Annotated in this window: 12 protein-coding genes; 10 read left to right on the top strand and 2 right to left on the bottom strand. The window is 68.6% G+C overall.

Going from position 1 to position 18859, the window contains the following annotated elements; translation table 11 throughout:
• Positions 1–707: 707 nt before the first annotated feature.
• Both glmU and AC1DWP_RS11815 read left to right on the top strand, forming a co-directional pair.
• Positions 708–2189: a bifunctional UDP-N-acetylglucosamine diphosphorylase/glucosamine-1-phosphate N-acetyltransferase GlmU gene (glmU, locus tag AC1DWP_RS11810; protein WP_477614669.1), complete on the top strand. Its 1482-nt coding sequence runs from the start codon at positions 708–710 to the stop codon at positions 2187–2189.
• Positions 2186–3166, top strand: a complete 981-nt coding sequence (locus AC1DWP_RS11815) for a ribose-phosphate diphosphokinase (RefSeq protein ID WP_477614670.1) — start codon at positions 2186–2188, stop codon at positions 3164–3166. Before glmU ends, AC1DWP_RS11815 begins: the two co-directional genes overlap by 4 nt.
• Positions 3167–3305: 139 nt before the next feature.
• On the opposite strand, the gene AC1DWP_RS11820 is transcribed toward AC1DWP_RS11815, so the two are convergent.
• Positions 3306–4229, bottom strand: a complete 924-nt coding sequence (locus AC1DWP_RS11820) for a hypothetical protein (protein WP_477614671.1) — start codon at positions 4227–4229, stop codon at positions 3306–3308.
• A 133-nt stretch (positions 4230–4362) separates the two neighbouring features.
• Positions 4363–4917 (bottom strand): CGNR zinc finger domain-containing protein, encoded by a 555-nt coding sequence (locus AC1DWP_RS11825; RefSeq protein ID WP_477614672.1) that lies wholly within the window; start codon positions 4915–4917, stop codon positions 4363–4365.
• Between the two features lie 87 nt (positions 4918–5004).
• Between AC1DWP_RS11825 and AC1DWP_RS11830 the strand changes: the two genes are divergently transcribed.
• The 8 genes from AC1DWP_RS11830 to AC1DWP_RS11865 all read left to right on the top strand — a co-directional run bounded on the left by AC1DWP_RS11830 (position 5005) and on the right by AC1DWP_RS11865 (position 18857).
• On the top strand, positions 5005–5979 hold the full coding sequence (locus AC1DWP_RS11830; protein ID WP_477614673.1) for an EamA family transporter: 975 nt from the start codon (positions 5005–5007) through the stop codon (positions 5977–5979).
• A 151-nt stretch (positions 5980–6130) separates the two neighbouring features.
• Entirely contained in the window at positions 6131–6823 is a 693-nt protein-coding gene (locus AC1DWP_RS11835; RefSeq protein WP_477614674.1) for a 50S ribosomal protein L25/general stress protein Ctc, read from the top strand.
• An 82-nt stretch (positions 6824–6905) separates the two neighbouring features.
• On the top strand, positions 6906–7508 hold the full coding sequence (gene pth / locus AC1DWP_RS11840; RefSeq protein ID WP_477614675.1) for an aminoacyl-tRNA hydrolase: 603 nt from the start codon (positions 6906–6908) through the stop codon (positions 7506–7508).
• A 59-nt stretch (positions 7509–7567) separates the two neighbouring features.
• Positions 7568–8224, top strand: coding sequence for a NeuD/PglB/VioB family sugar acetyltransferase (locus AC1DWP_RS11845; RefSeq protein WP_477614676.1), 657 nt, complete (start codon positions 7568–7570; stop codon positions 8222–8224).
• A gap of 334 nt (positions 8225–8558) precedes the next feature.
• Entirely contained in the window at positions 8559–10118 is a 1560-nt protein-coding gene (locus tag AC1DWP_RS11850) for a sugar transferase (protein ID WP_477614677.1), read from the top strand.
• A gap of 131 nt (positions 10119–10249) precedes the next feature.
• Positions 10250–11344: a Gfo/Idh/MocA family protein gene (locus AC1DWP_RS11855; protein ID WP_477614678.1), complete on the top strand. Its 1095-nt coding sequence runs from the start codon at positions 10250–10252 to the stop codon at positions 11342–11344.
• On the top strand, positions 11341–12333 hold the full coding sequence (locus AC1DWP_RS11860) for an NAD-dependent epimerase/dehydratase family protein (RefSeq protein WP_477614679.1): 993 nt from the start codon (positions 11341–11343) through the stop codon (positions 12331–12333). Before AC1DWP_RS11855 ends, AC1DWP_RS11860 begins: the two co-directional genes overlap by 4 nt.
• On the top strand, positions 12330–18857 hold the full coding sequence (locus AC1DWP_RS11865; RefSeq protein WP_477614680.1) for a DUF4082 domain-containing protein: 6528 nt from the start codon (positions 12330–12332) through the stop codon (positions 18855–18857). The genes AC1DWP_RS11860 and AC1DWP_RS11865 overlap by 4 nt, the downstream gene beginning before the upstream one ends.
• The last annotated feature ends 2 nt before the right edge of the window (positions 18858–18859 follow it).

Genomic DNA, 18859 nt, shown 5'->3' on the forward strand with positions numbered 1-18859 from the left:
CGTCGGCACGACCACGCGGTAGTGGTAGGTGGCGCCGCTCCGGAGGCCTGCGAGGCGCTCTGAGACCGGGACGGTGGTGCTGCTGCTCCGCGAGAGGGACTTGAGCGCGGTCGAGGCTCCGTAGGCGGAGGTCGCGCCCCACTGGAAGTAGGCGCCCTTGGCGCGGATACGGGTTCCGACCTGGCCGTTCAGGCTGGCCGCGGTCGTCGAGACCTGGGTCGCCGGCATGGTCGTCGCCGCGGCGGTTCGGGACGTGGATGAGTGGTGGCCCGTTCGGCCCCAGCTGGCTCCCGTCATGGGGAGGGCCAGCGCAGATACCGAGGCGCCGCCGGCTAAAGCGGTCGCGACGAGGGCGGAGATGGGCAGGGTCAAGATTTTCACAGGGTCTCCAGGGGGGTGTCTCTGTGTTTTCGGGGGAATAGCTGTCCGCCGTGCGGACCCTGCATGGCGCGGCGCGGACAGTCGAAGTGCCCTACCATGTCGGACGCTCACGGCATACGCAAGTTGCATGAGGCCGATGCAGTCCATTTGGATGAGGCCGAGCGCGCCGTTCGAAGGACATTCCTCTTGGTCAGCCCACCATTCGAAGCGATGCGTGCCCTGGACCCGCGCGCAAGGGTCCGCGCAGGCCGTCGGGAGCCGGTCAAACCGACGGGTAGCATGACGGCGTCCCCGTCGCACCCGACCAGATCGCTGGAGTCTCGCGCGTGAGCACCCCCACCGGATCGCACCGTCTTGCCGCAGTCATCGTCCTGGCGGCCGGTGAAGGCACCCGGATGAAGTCCGCCACCCCGAAGGTCCTGCACAGGATCGGGGGACGCACCCTCGTCGGGCACGCGATCGCCGCCGCGCGCGCGGTCGCCCCGGAGCACCTGGCCGTCGTGGTGCGCCATGAACGCGATCTCGTGGCCGCCCACGTGGCCGAGCTCGACCCGCACGCGGTGATCGCGGACCAGGACGAGGTGAAGGGCACCGGCCGCGCCACGGAGTGCGCGCTCGAGGCACTGCCCGCCGACCTCGACGGCACCATCCTGGTGACCTACGGAGACGTGCCGCTGCTCGCCGGCGACACCCTGCGGTCCCTGGTCGACGAGCACGTGGGCACCCGGAGTGCGGTCACGGTGATCACCGCGCACCTCGAGGACCCCACCGGCTACGGCCGGATCCTGCGCGGCGCCGACGGGGGCGTCGAGGGCATCGTCGAGCAGAAGGACGCCACAGCCGACCAGCAGGCGATCACCGAGATCAACTCCGGGATCTACGCCTTCGACGCGGCAGTGCTCGTCGACGCCCTCGGCCAGGTCGGCACCGACAACGCCCAGGGCGAGAAGTACCTCACCGACGTCCTCGCCATCGCGCGCAAGGCAGGCGGACGCGTCAGTGCCCACCTCATCGGCGACCTGTGGCAGACGGAGGGCGTCAACGACCGGGTGCAGCTCGCCCGCCTCGGCAAGGAGCTCAACCGCCGTACCACCGAGCGCTGGATGCGCGACGGCGTGACGATCGTCGACCCCGACACGACGTGGATCGACAGCGACGTCACCATCGGTCGCGACGCGACCATCCTGCCCGGCACCCAGCTGCTCGGCGCCACGACCATCGGCGAACGCGCCACCATCGGGCCCGACACGACGCTGACCGACACGGAGGTCGGCCCGGACGCCGAGGTCAAGCGCACCGAGGCGCTGCTCGCGGTGATCGGCGAGGGTGCCTCCGTGGGTCCGTTCTCCTACCTGCGCCCCGGCACCGAGCTGGGTGCGAAGGGCAAGATCGGCGGTTTCGTCGAGACCAAGAACGCCAAGATCGGCGACGGCGCCAAGGTCCCACACCTCACGTATGCCGGTGACGCCGTCATCGGGGAGGGCGCCAACATCGGGGCGGGCACCATCTTCGCCAACTACGACGGGGTCGCGAAGCACCAGACCACGATCGGTCGACACAGCTTCATCGGGTCCGACACCGTCCTCATCGCGCCGGTGAACGTCGCGGACGGGGCCTACGTCGGGGCCGGGTCCGCGCTCACGGGGGACGTCGAGCCCGGCCAGATCGCCGTGGCCCGCGGCCGGCAGCGCAACATCGACGGCTGGGTCGCCCGGGCCCGCGCCGGCACGCAGACCGCCAAGGCGGCCGAAGAAGCTGCAACCACGCGGCATACCGAAGACTCCACGGAAGGGCAGGCCAACGCGTGACCGGCATCACGAAGACCACCGAGAAGAACCTGATGGTCTTCTCCGGGCGGGCCAACCCGGAGCTCGCCGAGGAGGTCGCCAGCATGCTCGGCACCAACCTCGTGCCGACGAGCGCCTACGACTTCGCCAACGGCGAGATCTACGTGCGTTATGAGGAGTCGGTCCGGGGGTCCGACGCGTTCGTCATCCAGAGCCACACGACGCCCATCAACGAGGCGATCATGGAGCAGCTCATCATGATCGACGCCCTCAAGCGGGCAAGCGCCAAGCGGATCACGGTCGTGCTGCCGTTCTACGGCTACGCCCGGCAGGACAAGAAGCACCGCGGTCGTGAGCCGATCTCGGCCCGGCTGATGGCCGACCTGTTCAAGACGGCCGGCGCGAACCGGCTGATGGCGGTCGACCTGCACACGGCCCAGATCCAGGGCTTCTTCGACGGTCCCGTCGACCACCTCATGGCGCTGCCGATCCTGGCCGACCACGTCGCCACGAAGTACGGCGACGAGAAGCTCGCGGTCGTCTCACCGGACGCCGGCCGGATCAAGGTGGCCGAGCAGTGGTCCCAGCGGCTCGGCGGCGCGCCGCTGGCCTTCATCCACAAGACGCGAGACATCAACCGCCCCAACGAAACCGTGGCCAACCGCGTCGTCGGTGAGGTCAAGGGCCGGGTCTGTGTCCTGGTCGACGACATGATCGACACCGCCGGCACGATCACCAAGGCGGCCGACGCGCTGATGGCCGACGGCGCCGCCGGGGTCATCATCGCCGCGACCCACGCGATCCTCTCCGGTCCGGCCATCGACCGGCTCAAGAACTGCAGCGCCGTCGAGGTGATCGTCACCAACACCCTGCCGATCGACGAGGCGCACGAGTTCGACAAGCTCACGGTGCTCTCGATCGCGCCGCTGATCAGCCGCGCGATCCAGGAGGTCTTCGAGGACGGCTCGGTGACGAGCCTCTTTGATGGCCACGCCTGAGAGCAGTGATGGCCACGCCTGAGAGCAGTGACGGCCACGCCTGAGAGCAGTGACGGCCACGGCTGACCTCTGGCAACAGCAGTCGGGCGGCTCCCGAGGGTGCCGCCCGACCTGGTGTTCGTCACACTGAGGGACTGACCTAGCCGCAGGTCACGTCGATGAAGGTGGTGAACGACTTCGCCGTGCCCGTCACGCGCACCGCGACCGAGGTCGGGCCGTTGGCAACCCTCTTGCCGCCGGTCGACACGTCTTGGACCACACACCCTGCCTGGTTGGCGACGGTGATCGTGTGGGTGCCCTGTTCGACGTTCTCGACGTGCGCCTCGTGGAACACGGACAGGCTGGGAGCGTAGTACGACCACTTCTTGTTCGACGCCCCGTGCGTGTCGGTCCAGGTGATCCCCATCCCGTCCATGATCTGCCCGTTGCCGTCGAAGAACCTCGTGTCGATCTCCTGCGCCACTTCCGGCCCAACCTTGAAGTTGTCCGTCTTGCTGTTGGCACCGACGAACCCGTGCTTGTTGCCGCCCGTGCTGCCGCAGTTGACGACGTTGAGTCCGTCGCTCTCCCCGAGCGCGACACAACCGGCCTTGAAGTCGGCGACCTTGGTGGCCCACGCCTTGTACTCGCCACCGTTGTTGGGCGTGTCCAGGTAGGGCATCATCTTCACGGTCTTGGCGCCGTGGTCGACGTCCGTGCCGGTCACGTGCTCACAACCTCCGGCGGCGACGACGCCGGTGATGATGCCGCCGGCGACGGTGAACTGCCGACAGACGGCCTTGTCGGTCGACAGCAGCACCTTGCCCGAGGGATCGGTGATCTGGAAGACGTAGGTGCCGTCGTCGAGGCCCGCCGCAGTCTGCGGGGCCCCGGGGCCGGGCCCGCCGTCGAGGTAGACGAGGTCCTTGGACGAGTAGATGTTGAAGTTCACCTCGCTGCCATCGGGCAGCGTCGTGAAGATGGCTCCGGACGGAGCGTCTGCGGATGCCGGCAGCGCGGGGACCACGGCTGCTGCCACGGCCAGTGCGGCCGCCCCCACGAGGGCGGTGACCTTGCGGTGCATGACTTCTCCAAGCTGCCGAAGGGGTGGGAGGGAACTGAGGGAACCGAGCGTAGAAAGACACAACCGCAAGGGGATCGCCCCAATGTCCTACGTCGCTACTCCACCCGCAGCCCGCGTGGCTCCTCAGCCCTCCTCAGCCCTCCGCGCCGGCCTTGCGGGCTCGGTATGCCGCGACGTTGGCCCGGTTGCCGCACCCTCCGTCGCAGAACCGCTTCGAGCGGTTCTTGGACAGGTCGACGACCACGTCCTCGCAGTCCTCGGCAGCGCAGACCCTCAGCCTGGCCAGCTCGTCCGCCCTGATCACGTCGACCATTGCCATCGCGGCCTCCACGGCCATGCGGGTGGCCAGCGGCGCCTCCGGGGGCGTGGCGTGCAGGTGCCAGGACCACTCGCCGTGTCGGACCAGCTGGGGGAGGGCCCCCGCCTCGGCCAGCAGAGCGTTGACCAGGGCGACCGCCTCATCGGTGTCGCTGGTCCAGAGCTGCCGCAACCGCGGGCGCAGCTCACGAACTGCGTCGAGCTCCGCGCGGTCACCCGTGTGCGAACCCGTCCACTCCCAGTCGCGCACGAACTCGTCGAGGTGAGCGACCGTGGCGAGGTCCTCGGTGTCGGTGGGCAGCGTCGGCGCCGTGTTGACCAGGGCGGCTGCCGCCCGGAGCGCCACCTCCGTGTCATGGGCAAACAGCATCTTGACTCCTGTCGGTACCGATCACTACTGTCAGGAGTATAAGACGGTTTGCTGGTTACGGTTGGTGGATGTGGACGGAGTGAGGTCATGAGGACACGGTCGACGGGCTTCGGCCTCTGGCTCGCCCTCGCGTCCGCCGCGACCTTCGGCAGCAGCGGGCCGTTCGCCAAGTCCCTGCTGGTCGAGGGCTGGAGCTCCGGGGCCATCGTGCTGCTCCGCGTCGCGGGAGCCACGCTCGTCCTGGCGGTGCCAACCTTCCTCGCCCTGCGCGGGCGGTGGTCACTCGTCCGCGAGAACCTGCCGGCGGTCCTCGCCTACGGGGCTGTCGCCGTGGCCGGCTGCCAGGTGGCCTACTTCTACGCCGTGCAGCGGCTCGACGTGGGTGTCGCGCTCCTGCTGGAGTACCTCGGGGTGGTGCTCGTCGTCCTCTGGGTCTGGCTGCGCACCCGGAGGGCGCCCAGCGCCCTGACGGGGTTGGGCGTCGTCCTCGCGATCCTCGGCCTCGTGCTGGTCCTCGACCTCTCCGGGCAGGCTCGCCCCGACCTCGTCGGGGTCGCGTGGGGGCTGGTCGCCGCCACCGGGCTGGCCACCTTCTTCGTCCTTGCCGCCGAGGAGAGCAGCCTGCCGCCAGTCGCCCTCGCGGGTCTCGGGATGGGTGCGGGTGCGGTCGCCCTCGGCGTGCTGGGTGCCGTCGGCGTCATCCCCCTCACCTTCGCCTCGGCTCCGGTCGAGCTGATGGGCCGGGAGGCCCCGTGGTGGGTCGCGATCGGTGAGCTGGCTCTCATCGCGGCCGCCGCGGCATACCTGCTCGGGGTGACGGCGGCCCGGGTGCTGGGTTCGACGGTCGCCTCGTTCGTGGGCCTGACGGAGGTGCTCTTCGCCGTGCTCTTCGCGTGGGTTCTACTCGACGAGCTCCCGGGCATGATGCAGCTGGCCGGTGGCGTCTGCATCGTCGGTGGGGTGGTTGCGGTCCGGCTCGGGGAGCTGCGTCGTGACCGCGCAGCCAGGGCCACCGCGGCGGTCGACGAGGCGGATTTCCCACTCCCGGCAGGCGTCGCCTAGACTCTGCGGGTTGCCTCGGCGAGGGACACTGCACGGCTGCCACCACCTGGGGGCCGGTCACGTCCGTAATTCGACGCGGTGTGGTCTCCGTGCTGCGCCCCGCGTCGAGGCCCACCGCATCCTCGAGTCCCCCACCGCACAGGAGATTTCCGTGTCTGACAACAAGCTCGTCGCAGAGACGCGCACGCAGTTCGGCAAGGGCGCTGCCCGCAAGATTCGCCGCGACCACAAGATCCCCGCCGTCATGTACGGCCACGGAGCCGAGCCCGTGCACATCACCCTCCCGGGCCACGACACGATGATGGCCCTGAAGGTCGCCAACGCCCTGCTCACGATCGTCATCGACGGCAACGAGCAGCTGGCCCTGGCCAAGGACGTGCAGCGCGACCCGATCAAGCCGGTCATCGAGCACATCGACCTCGTCGTCGTCCGCAAGGGCGAGAAGGTCACCGTCGACATCCCGGTCCACATCGAGGGCGAGGCCGCTCCCGAGACCATCGTCACCGTCGACGCCCAGACCGTCCAGCTCGAGGTCGAGGCCACCCACATCCCGGAGAACGTCGTCGTCTCCGTCGAGGGCCTCGAGGCCGGCACGCAGATCAAGGCGTCCGACCTCCAGCTCCCGGCCGGGTCCACCCTCGTCGTCGACGCGGACACCCTGGTCGTCAACATCACCCAGCAGATCTCGCAGGAGGCGCTGGACGCCGAGATGGCCGAGGCAGAGGCCGAGGCCGGCATCGAGCACGAGGCGCCCGGCGACGCCGAGGCCGCCGAGGGCGAAGCTGCCGAGGGTGCCGAGGGCGAGGCCCCCGAGGGCGAGAAGGCCGAGTCCGAGGACGCCTGAGTCCCGCTCACCGTTGTATGCCGGAAGGCCAGGTCCCCTGCGTGGTTCATGGGGACCTGGCCTTCCGGCATACTTGCGCCCCGTGAGTGACGACGGCACCTGGCTCGTGGTGGGCCTCGGAAACCCCGGTCCCAAGTACGCCGGGAACCGGCACAACGTGGGCGCCATGGTGGTCGACGAGCTCGCCTCGCGCAGCGGCTCGAAGCTCTCAGCACACAAGGCCCGCGCTGCTGCTGCCACGGTGCGGATCGGCATGCTTCCCGGCGGGGCACCCGGACCGGCCGCCGTCGTCGCTGTCCCCTCGTCATACATGAACGAGTCGGGTGGACCGGTCAAGGCGCTGATGAGCTTCTTCTCCGTGGAGGTCGACCGGCTCCTCGTCGTCCACGACGAGCTCGACATCCCTGCCGGCGACGTCCGGCTCAAGAAGGGCGGGGGAGAGGGCGGCCACAACGGGCTGCGCTCGATCAGCTCCGCCCTCGGCACCAAGGACTACCTGCGGGTCCGGGTCGGGATCGGCCGCCCGCCCGGCCGGATGGACCCGGCCGACTTCGTGCTCCGCGACTTCGGGACCGTCGAGCGCAAGGAGCTGCCGTTCCTGCTGGACGAGGCCGCGGATGCCGTCGAGATGGTCGTCGCGCACGGTCTGGTCGCGGCCCAGCAGAAGTTCCACAGCCCGGCCTGAGGTCGCGGGTCTGACGGTTGTGGCTGCGCGGTGCGGAGCAGTCCATCTACGGTGACGGGGTGGGCAAGGAACTGATCCTCGTCGCGGCAAGCGGCCTCGCACTGGAAGCCGCCGAGGCCGCGCGTGCCTGCGGAATGCGCGTCGAGGGCTGCGTCGACGACGACGAGTCGCGCTGGGGGTCGCTGGCGGGCGGCTGGCTCAAGGTGCTGGGTGGACTGGATTCCGTTGCAGCGCAGGATGATCGCCAGTTGGTTCTGTGCGCCGGACGTGGTGTGGTGCGCGAGCGGCTGGCCGGGCGGCTGAGAGACCTGGGCGTCGGGGACGACCGCTTCGCCACCATCGTGCATCCGTCCGTGTCCGTGCCCGAGTCCTGCACGATCGGAGCAGGCTCGGTCGTCCTGGCCGGATCGGTCCTCACGGCGGCGGTGGTCGTGGGACGCCACGTGGTCGTGATGCCCGGCGTCACTCTGACCCACGATGACGTCATCGAGGACTTCGCCACCCTCTGCGCAGGGGTGACGCTGGGCGGCAGCGTGCGCGTGGGACGCGCCGCCTACCTCGGCATGGCCTCGAGCGTCCGCGAGAAGGTGACGGTGGGCGCCGAGAGCACCCTGGGCATGGGGGCGGTCCTGGTTCGCGACCTGCCTGCCGGCGAGGTCTGGGCGGGTGTTCCGGCGCGGGCTCTGGGCCGCGAGCAAGAAATGGTCACTGACTAGTCCCTGACTAGTCTCGGGCCTTCCGTCGGGCCCCACGTCGGGTCCCGCAGGCAGCTGTGTCCGCATCGCACACGATGGCGAATGGACGCTGTCGGAACCGTCTGGAAGGTGGCGATGCGAACGGCCCCCAGACGGCTCCATCAACCGGATGAGACGGCTACGCCCAGCGTCGTAGTTGACCTGTCTAGGCCACCCTCGCCTGCGCGGTGTAGTTGACGAAATCCGTTGAGCCCTAACCTATTTCACAGGGTGCAGATGACTCCTCTGGGGGCTGTCGGAGGTCCGCGTTGCGGGTCTACGGTGCCCTCTGAAGGTGGGTCCGGGGGAGAGGGTCATGGCGGAGATTGCAGGGGCAGGACGGCACCAGATGGGTATGACGGAGTACGCCGAGGCGGTGACGGGCACAGGCCTGTCCCGACGCCTTCGGCGTGCTGTCTCCTTGGGGCAGCCGCGCGAGACCGACCGGACGACGGAAGCGCCTCAAGCGCCTGTCAAGCGTCTCTCGTGGAACGTCGCCTATCGGCGACGCGCCATCCTCGGCGACCTCACCGTGGCCACTGCCACCGCCATCTTCACGACCGTGGTGGCCATGCAGGACCGTCCTGCCCTGGAGCGGGTCGTGGTCCTGGTGGCCCTCCCCGTCCTGTGGCTCGGGGTGCTCGCACTGTCGCACGGCTACGAGCGCCGCTTCGCCGGCTCGGGTCCGGAGGAGTACCGGGCGGTGATGCGGTCGGCGGTCTACCTCATCGGGGCTGCCGCGTTCCTCTCCTATGCGGCGGACGTCCAGGTGCCCCGGATGGCCAGCCTGGTCGCAGCCTCGTCGCTCTTCGTCCTCGGCCTCTGCTCCCGCAAGGTGGTCCGCGGCGACCTCTACCGGCGGCGCGCGTCCGGTGAGGAGACCCAGGCGACCGTCATCATCGGGAACGCGAAGTCGGTGCTGCCCATGATCCGCGAGATCAGGCGGGCGCCGGAGCAGGGCCTGCGCGTTGTCGCGGCGTGCGTCTCCGGCCTCGACCTGAGTGGCGACAGTCGCTCCGAGGTGGAGGGTGTGCCGGTCTTCGGCTACCCCGAGGAGGCCATGTCGGCGGTCGACCTGTTCGACGCCGACGTCGTCGCCGTGTCCAGTGACCCCGACCTTCACGGGCCGGAGCTGCGTCGGCTGGCCTGGTCCCTCGAGGAGCGTGACGTCGAGCTGGTCGTGTCGCCGGGCCTGCTCGGCGTCGCCGGTCCGCGCCTGTCCATCCGACCGACGGCAGGAATGCCGTTGCTGCACATCGAGCGCCCCGTGATGTCCGGGGCCCGTCGCGTCGTCAAGTCGGTCGTGGACAAGAGCCTCACCGCTTTGCTGATGGTCGTGGCGCTGCCCGGCATCGCGGCCATCGCCGTGGCCATCCGGTTGGACTCGCCCGGCCCGGTGCTGTTCCGCCAGACCCGCGTCGGCGCCCGGGGCGAAGAGTTCCAGATGCTCAAGTTCCGGACGATGTGCGTGGACGCCGAGCAGCGCCTGGACCAGATGCAGGGGGATGCGGGCAACGTCGTCCTCTTCAAGATGAAGTCCGACCCCAGGGTGACCCGGGTCGGGAAGGTGCTGCGTCGGTTCTCGATCGACGAGCTGCCGCAGCTGGTCAACGTGGCGAGGGGCGAGATGTCGCTCGTGGGTCCTCGTCCGCCGTTGCTGCGCGAGGTGCAGGGCTACGAGTCCGACGCCGTGCGTCGGCTCAGGGTGAAGCCGGGTCTCACGGGCCTGTGGCAGGTCAGTGGTCGCAGCGACCTCTCGTGGGACGAGTCCCTGCGGCTCGACCTCTGGTACGTGGACAACTGGTGCCTGGCCCTCGACCTGCAGATCCTCTTCCGCACGGCCCGAGCGGTCTTCCGCGGAACAGGGGCGTACTAGGTGAGTGCACGTGCTGGAACGCACCCGAACGGGTGCAGTAGGAGTGGGCTACCGCAAAAGTACGAGTCGCCACAGCCCACTCCGGTGCAGTGTTTCCACAGAGGCCGGGCTGGATCGAGAGGAGCTGTCGCATGACGCTGCGCATCGCTGTCGTCGGGGCAGGGTACTGGGGTCCCAACTTGGTCCGGAGCTTCCGAGGGAGCCCTGACTGGGACCTCGTCGCGGTGTGCGATGTCGACCGCGAACGCGCCGAACGGGTCATTGGCGCCCGCAGCACGGTCGAGGTCGAGACCTCGCTCGAGGCGCTGCTGGCACGGCCGGACGTCGACGCGGTGGCTGTGGCAACGCCGGCCGACACCCACTGTTGGATGGCGCTCGCCGCTCTCGAGGCGGGCAAGCACGTCCTGGTGGAGAAGCCACTCGCCTCGACGCGACTCGACGCCGAGCGCATGGTCGCCAGGGCCGAGGAGCTCGGCCTGGTGCTGATGTGCGACCACACCTACTGCTACACGCCGGCGGTCCAGCACCTCAGGGCGTTGGTCCAGAGTGGCGAGCTCGGTGACATCCTCTTCGTCGACTCGGTGCGCATCAACCTCGGCCTGGTGCGACCGGATGTCGACGTGTTCTGGGACCTGGCTCCCCACGACCTGTCGATCCTGGACTTCATCCTCCCTCAGGGGTTGTCTCCGCTCGAGGTGTCCGCGCACGGGTCGGACCCGATCGGCAACGGCAGGTCCTGCCTGGGTTACCTGACCATGCCGCTGGCCGGCGGGGCCATCGCGAACATTCACGTCAACTGGTTGAGCCCGACCAAGATCCGGCACATGGTCATCGGCGGCAGCCGCCAGACGGTCGTGTGGGACGACCTCAACCCGCAGCAGCGACTCGCGATCTACGACCGAGGTGTCGACCTGGACCTCACGTCGGACACGGCCGACTCCGCCGAGAAGCGGCTGGTCAACGTCAACTACCGGTTGGGCGACATGCACGCACCCGCCCTCCCAGAGCGCGAGGCGCTCGGCGTGATGGCCAGTGAGTTCGCCGCGGCGATCACGGAGGGGCGCGCCCCGCTGACCGACGGCCGTGCGGGCCTCAGGGTGCTGTCCGTGCTCGAGGCCGCGTCCGAGAGCCAGCGCCGCGCCGGTGCCATGGCGCCGGTGAGCATGCCGATGAGCCGCGAGTTCGCGTCGATCGCCTGGGGCGCCGGTCCGGCAGGTGCGTGGTGAGCGCCCTCGAGGGAGCCACCGTGCTCGTCACGGGGGGTGCGGGAACGATCGGCTCGACCATCGTCGACCAGCTGATCGACGCAGGCGTGGCGCACGTCGACGTCCTCGACAACCTCGTGCGTGGGCGTCACGAGAACCTGGCGGATGCCATGCCCTCCGGCAAGGTGACGCTGATCGAGGGCGACCTGCGTGACCGTGACCTGGTGCACGACCTGACGCGCGGCAAGGACCTCGTCTTCCACCAGGCCGCGATCCGGATCACCCAGTGTGCCGAGGAGCCCAGGCTCGCCCTCGAGGTCCTCGTCGACGGGACCTTCAACGTGCTGGAGGCGGCGGCGCAGCACCGCATCGACAAGCTGGTGTTCGCCTCATCCGCCTCGGTCTACGGGCTGGCGGAGTCGTTCCCCACGGACGAGCGCCACCACCACCACAACAACGACACGTTCTACGGCGCCGCCAAGTCGTTCAACGAGGGCATGGTGCGCAGCTTCCGAGCGATGACCGGGCTCGACTACGTCGGCCTCCGGTACTTCAACGTCTACGGGCCGCGGATGGACGTCCACGGCCTCTACACGGAGGTGCTGGTCCGCTGGATGGAGCGCATCGCCGACGGGCAGCCTCCTCTCATCTTCGGCGACGGGCAGCAGACCATGGACTTCGTCTTCACGCTGGACATCGCGCGGGCCAACCTCCTGGCGGCCTCGAGTGACGTCCGAGAGGGTGTCTACAACATCGCGAGTGGCACCGAGACCAGTCTCCTCGGCCTCGCGGAGGCACTCCTGCGAGCGATGGACTCCGACCTGTGCGTGGAGCACGGCGAGGATCGCGCGGTCAACGGCGTCACCCGGCGTCTGGCCGCGACGTCCGCTGCCCGCCGTGACCTGAGCTTCGAAGCCGAGGTCGAGCTCGAGGACGGCCTGCGCGAGCTCGTCGAGTGGTGGCAGCCGCAGCGTGAGGCTGTCGCTGCCGGCCGGACGGTCCGGTCATGAACCGCCGTCACCACCGCGCGCCAGCCCGGCGCAAGGGCTGGGTCGCCGCGCTGGTCGCGACCCTGATGGTCGCGCTTCCGGTGCCCGTGCTGGTGGTGGCGGCAGGCCCCGCGGCGGCCGCCGGACCGTGCGAGGCGCCAATCAAGGTCGTCGCCTGCGAGAACACCAAGACGGGTACTCCCTCCAGCGACTGGAGTATCAGTGGCTCGGGCTCGGCGTCACTCCAGGGCTTCGCCACGAAGATGAGCGTCCAGCCCGGCGAGACGATCCAGTTCAAGATCAAGTCGACCGTGAGCAGCTACACCTTCGACGTCCTGCGGCTCGGCTACTACCAGGGCAACGGTGCGCGGAAAATCGCCGCGGGTCTGACCCCCAGCGCCACCCAGCCGCAGACACAGCCGACCTGCGTCAGCGTTCCGGACTCCACTGGTCTGATCGACTGTGGGAACTGGGCTGTGTCCGCCTCGTGGGCTGTGCCGGCTACCGCAGTGTCCGGGGTCTACATCGCGCACCTGATGGGCACAGGGGGGACGGAGAGCCACATCGTCTTCGTCGTCCGGGACGACTCCAGCCACTCCGACATGCTGTTCCAGACCTCGGACGAAACCTGGCAGGCCTACAACACCTACGGCGGCAACAGCCTGTACACCTGCGGCACGGTCAACTGCCCGACGGGGAGCCCGGCCGCTTACAAGGGCGCGTCGAAGGTGTCCTACAACCGTCCCTTCAACTCCGCGGTGGACGACTCGGGGCGCAGTTGGCTCATGTACAGCGAGTACCCGATGATCCGGTTCCTCGAGGCCAACGGGTACGACGTGTCGTACACCTCCGGTCTGGACATGTCGCTGCCCGGAGCCACCTCTGTTCTGGCCCAGCACAAAGCGTTCCTGTCGGTGGGTCACGACGAGTACTGGACCGGCACGCAGCGCGCCAACGTCGAGGCGGCCCGCGACGGCGGCGTCAGCCTGGCCTTCTTCAGCGGCAACGAGGTGTTCTGGAAGACACGCCTCGAGCCGAGCGTGGACGGCACAGGCACGGCCAACCGCACCCTGGTCTGCTACAAGGACACGCACTACGACGCGTCGAACGACCCGGTTGCCTGGACGGGAACGTGGCAGGATCCACGCTTCAGCCCACCCGGCGACGGTGGCAAGCCGCAGAACGCGCTCACCGGCCAGCAGTTCCTCGTGAACTCCGGATCTACGGACATCAAGGTGCCTGTGGCCTACTCCAAGCTTCGGTTCTGGCGGAACACTGCCGTCGCGGGCCTCGGCTCCGGCCAGACGCTAACCCTCGGCGCCGGGTTGGGGACGCTCGGGTACGAGTGGGACGCGGACGTCGACAACGGATTCAGGCCAGCAGGAGCTTTCCGGTTGTCAGCGACCACGTCCACGACGGCTGAGGTGTTCACCGACTACGGCAGCACCGTCAAGACCAACTCCACCGCAACGCACAACCTGACGCTCTACCGTGCGCCGAGCGGGGCCCTGGTCTTCGGTGCCGGAACCGTGCAATGGCCATGGGGTCTCGACCCCGCGGGTGGTGGGCCTGACAGGAACATGCAACAGGCCACCGTGAACCTCTTCGCCGACATGGGTGTGCAACCGTATGCCGTCATCGCCGGGCTGACCGTCGCGACGGGTTCCAGCGACGTCACCGCTCCCAGCTCGACGATCACCTCGCCTGCCAGCGGCGCGACGGTGGGGGACGGGGGGAAGATCACCATCAGCGGGACGGCCACAGACACCGGAGGCGTGGTGGCTGGTGTCGAGGTCTCGACCGATGGTGGGAACACCTGGCACCCGGCCACCGGCACTACCAGTTGGACCTACTCCTGGGTGGCCCACGGCTACCCCAGCACCACCATCAAGACGCGAGCGGTGGACGACAGTGGCAACCTCGAGACGCCGTCGGCCGGGAGACTGCTGAACATCGGTTGCACCTGCTCGATCTGGGGCGCAGGGGCAGCCCCGACTCGCACTGACTCCGGTGTCGCCACTGCGGTCGAGGTCGGCGTCAAGTTCAAGTCGGACGTCTCCGGCTCCGTCACTGGTATCCGCTTCTACAAGGGGACCACCAACACTGGAACCCACATCGGCAACCTCTGGACTTCGGCGGGCACCAAGCTGGCGGGCGCGACGTTCACCGGTGAGACTGCGTCGGGCTGGCAGCAGGTCACCTTCGCCACCCCCGTCCAGATCAATGCGAACAGCACCTACGTGGCGAGCTACTTCGCGCCTTCCGGGCACGCCGCGCAGGACGACGGCTACATGTATCTGAACCCATCCCCTGACCCGTACTCGTACAGCCGAGTGGACAGCCCACCACTGCACGCGCTACGCAACTCCGGGACCACCACCAACGGCGTTTTCCGGAATACCACCACGAGTGCCTTCCCGAACTCGAGCGCTGGTGCGCGCAACTACTGGGTCGACGTGATGTTCACCCCGAACGCTGGGCCGGCATCGGTGCCGGGTGCGCCGACCGCCGTCACCGCCACGCCTGGCGATGGCACGGTCAAGGTGAGCTGGAACATCCCCTCGGACGGCGGCAGCCCGATCACTGGTTACACGATCACCCCCTACGTCGGCTCAGTCCCGCAGACACCCACCACGGTGACTGGCACCGCGGGAGACACGGACGCCACCGTCGACGGACTCACCAACGGCACGACCTACACGTTCACGGTGGCCGCGATCAACGCGGTCGGTGCCGGCCCAGCGTCGACGCCCTCGAACGCGGCCACTCCGGTCGCCCTGGTGTGCACCCCCTGCACGATCTGGCCCGCGACTGCGGCTCCGACGGCTCCCGACGACAACGACTCGAGCTCGATATCGGTGGGCGTCAAGTTCAAGGCGGACGTCAACGGGCAGATCACGGGTATCCGCTTCTACAAGGCCAGCACCAACACTGGCACCCACGTCGGCTCTTTGTGGACGTCGTCCGGGACGAACCTGGGGTCCGTGACCTTCACTGGTGAGACGGCGTCCGGGTGGCAGCAAGCCACCTTTGCCACTCCTGTCACGGTCACGGCCGGCACCGTGTACGTCGCGTCGTACCTCGCCCCCAACGGCCACTATCCCGGAGAAGACGACTTCTTCGCCGCATCAGGTGTCGACCGCGGGCCTCTGCACGCACTGCAGGACGGGGTAAGTGGAGGAAACGGCGTCTACATCTACGGGACCAGCCCATTGTTCCCGACGAACACCTACCGCTCGGAGAACTACTGGGTGGACGTGATGTTCACCAACACCGTGGCGACCGTTCCGGCCGCGCCCGGCAGCGTGACAGCCATCGCGGGCAGTGGGGCGGCGACGGTGAGCTGGACGGCGCCGTCGAACGGTGGCAGCGCGATCACGCGTTACACCGTGACCCCCTATATCGGGGCAACCGCCCAGACCCCAGTCACCGTGAGCGGTAGCCCGCCGGCGACGACGGCGACCGTGACGGGACTGACCAACGGCACCGCCTACACGTTCACGGTGTCCGCGACCAACGCCGTAGGTGCCGGTCTGGCGTCGTCCCCGTCGAACGCTGTCACACCATCTGCAGCAACCGCTCCGAGCGCTCCCACCAACGTGACCGCCACTGCTGGCAGCGGATCGGCGTCGGTCAGCTGGACCGCGCCGTCGAACGGTGGCAGCGCGATCACCGGCTACACCATCACTCCGTACATCGGGACGACTGCGCAGACCCCGGTCACGGTGAGCGGTAGCCCACCGGCGACCACAGCGACCGTGTCCGGCCTGACGAACGGCACGGCGTACACGTTCACGGTGTCGGCCACCAACTCGGTAGGCACGGGCCCCGCGTCGGCTGGGTCGAACTCCGTAACCCCGAACGCGGCAACTGCTCCTGGGGCACCGACCAACGTGACGGCTACTGCGGGGAACGGTGACGCGTCGGTGAGCTGGACCGCGCCGTCCAACGGTGGCAGCCCGATCACCGGCTACACGGTCACCCCGTACATCGGGACGACGGCCCAGGCGCCGGTCACCGTGAGCGGTAACCCGCCGGCGACGACGACCACGGTGAGCGGGTTGACGAACGGCACGGCATACACGTTCCGGGTGTCGGCGACGAACGCAGTCGGCACTGGCCCGGCGTCGACAGCATCATCCGCGGTCACGCCGACGGCACCCAGTTGCAGCCCGTGCACTATCTGGCCCTCCACCGCGGCACCGGTCAACCCCAATGTCGCTGACACGTCTTCGGTGGAGCTGGGCGTGAAGTTCACGGCGGATGTGGACGGGTCGATCACGGGGATCCGGTTCTACAAAGGCTCGACCAACACCGGCACCCACATCGCCAACTTGTGGACGGCCTCAGGCACGAAGCTCGCGACGGCGACGTTCGTCAACGAGACCGCATCTGGTTGGCAACAGGCCAACTTCGCGACGCCCGTCGCGGTGACAGCGAACACCGTCTACATCGCGTCGTACTTCGCCCCGGTCGGTCGATACGCCGGGGATGGAGGCTACTTCGCGGCGGTCGGGGTCGACAACGTGCCGTTGAATGCGCTCGCCAACGGGGTCAGCGGAGGCAACGGCGTCTACTCCTACGGTGCCTCGAGCAGCTTCCCCGCCAACTCGTTCAACGCCACCAACTACTGGGTCGACGTCGCCCTGACCAGCGCCGCGGCCACCGCCCCTGGCGCCCCCGGCAACGTGACCGCCACTGCTGGCACGGGATCGGCGTCGGTCAGCTGGACCGCGCCGTCGAACGGTGGCAGCGCGATCACCGGCTACACCATCACTCCGTACATCGGGACGACGGCTCAGTCGCCGGTCACGGTGAGCGGTAGCCCGCCGGCGACGACGACCACGGTGAGCGGGTTGACGAACGGCACGGCGTACACGTTCACGGTGTCGGCGACCAACTCGGCCGGCACAGGCCCCGCGTCCACACCGTCCAACGCGGTCACCCCGACTGCGCCCACGGCTCCTGGGGCACCGACCAGCGTGACGGCTACTGCGGGGAACGGTGACGCGTCGGTGAGCTGGACCGCGCCGTCCAACGGTGGCAGCCCGATCACCGGCTACACGGTCACTCCGTACATCGGGACGACGGCCCAGGCGCCGGTCACCGTGAGCGGTAACCCGCCGGCGACGACGACCACGGTGAGCGGGTTGACGAACGGCACCGCATACACGTTCCGGGTGTCCGCGACGAACGCAGTCGGCACTGGCCCGGCTTCGACCGCGTCATCCGCGGTCACGCCGACGGCACCCAACTGCAGCCCGTGCACGATCTGGCCCTCCACCGCGGCACCGGTCATCGACGACGTCTCGGACGGTTCCTCGGTCGAGCTCGGCGTGAAGTTCAAGGCGGACGTGACCGGGACGATCACGGGGATCCGGTTCTACAAGGGTGCGGGGAACATCGGCACCCACGTGGGGACCCTTTGGACCAGCTCTGGGAGCGAGCTGGCGTCGGCGACGTTCGTCAACGAGACGGCAACGGGTTGGCAACAGGCCAACTTCGCCACCCCCGTAACGGTGACGGCCGGTACGACCTATGTCGCGTCGTACTTCGCCCCCGCCGGACACTACGCCGGGGATGGAGGCACCTTCGCCGCGGCCGGCGTGGACAGTCAGCCGCTGCACGCCCTCCAGGACGGCGTGAGCGGAGGCAACGGTGTCTACGCCTACAGCAGCTCCACCAGCTTCCCGGTCAACTCGTTCAACGCCACCAACTACTGGGTCGACGTGGCGTTCACCAACACCGCGGCAACCTCGCCCGGCGCGCCGACCGGTGTCACGGCCACCGCTGGAGATGCCTCAGCCGTGGTCAGCTGGGGGGTGCCAGCGACCGGAGGAAGTGCCATCACCAGCTACACCGTGACGCCGTACGTCGGTACGACTGCGCAGGCACCGGTGACGGTGAGCGGCAGTCCGCCGGCGACCACGGCGACGATCAACGGACTGACCAACGGCACTACCTACACGTTCCGGGTGTCGGCCACCAACGCAGTGGGTACGGGGCAGGCGTCGGCGCCCTCGAATGCCGTCGTGCCGGCATCGGTGACCTGTACGGCCTGCACCATCTGGCCGGCGACGGCGACCCCAGGAACACCGAGCACTTCGGACGCCACACCAGTCGAAGTCGGGGTCAAGTTCAAGACTGACGTGAGCGGTTCCATCACCGGGGTCAGGTTCTACAAGGGAACGTCCAACACTGGCACGCATGTCGGTAGCCTCTGGTCATCCTCCGGAGTGAAGCTGGCGTCAGCGACGTTCGTTGGTGAGACGGCCTCGGGATGGCAGCAGGTCAGTTTTGCCACCCCGGTTCCCGTCACTGCCGGGACGGTCTATGTGGCCTCGTACTTCGCCCCTGTCGGCCGCTATGCGTCCAACAGCAACTTCTTCAATGCGGGCGGCGTCGACAACGCGCCCCTGCATGCCCTGAAGAACGGCGTCAGCGGCGGGAATGGTGTCTACACCTATGGCAGCGCCAGCACCTTCCCAGCCAACTCCTTCAAGGCCACGAACTACTGGGTCGACGTCGTCTTTTCGACCCCATAGGG

It is taken from the genome of Pedococcus sp. P2_F6, from assembly GCF_056403675.1.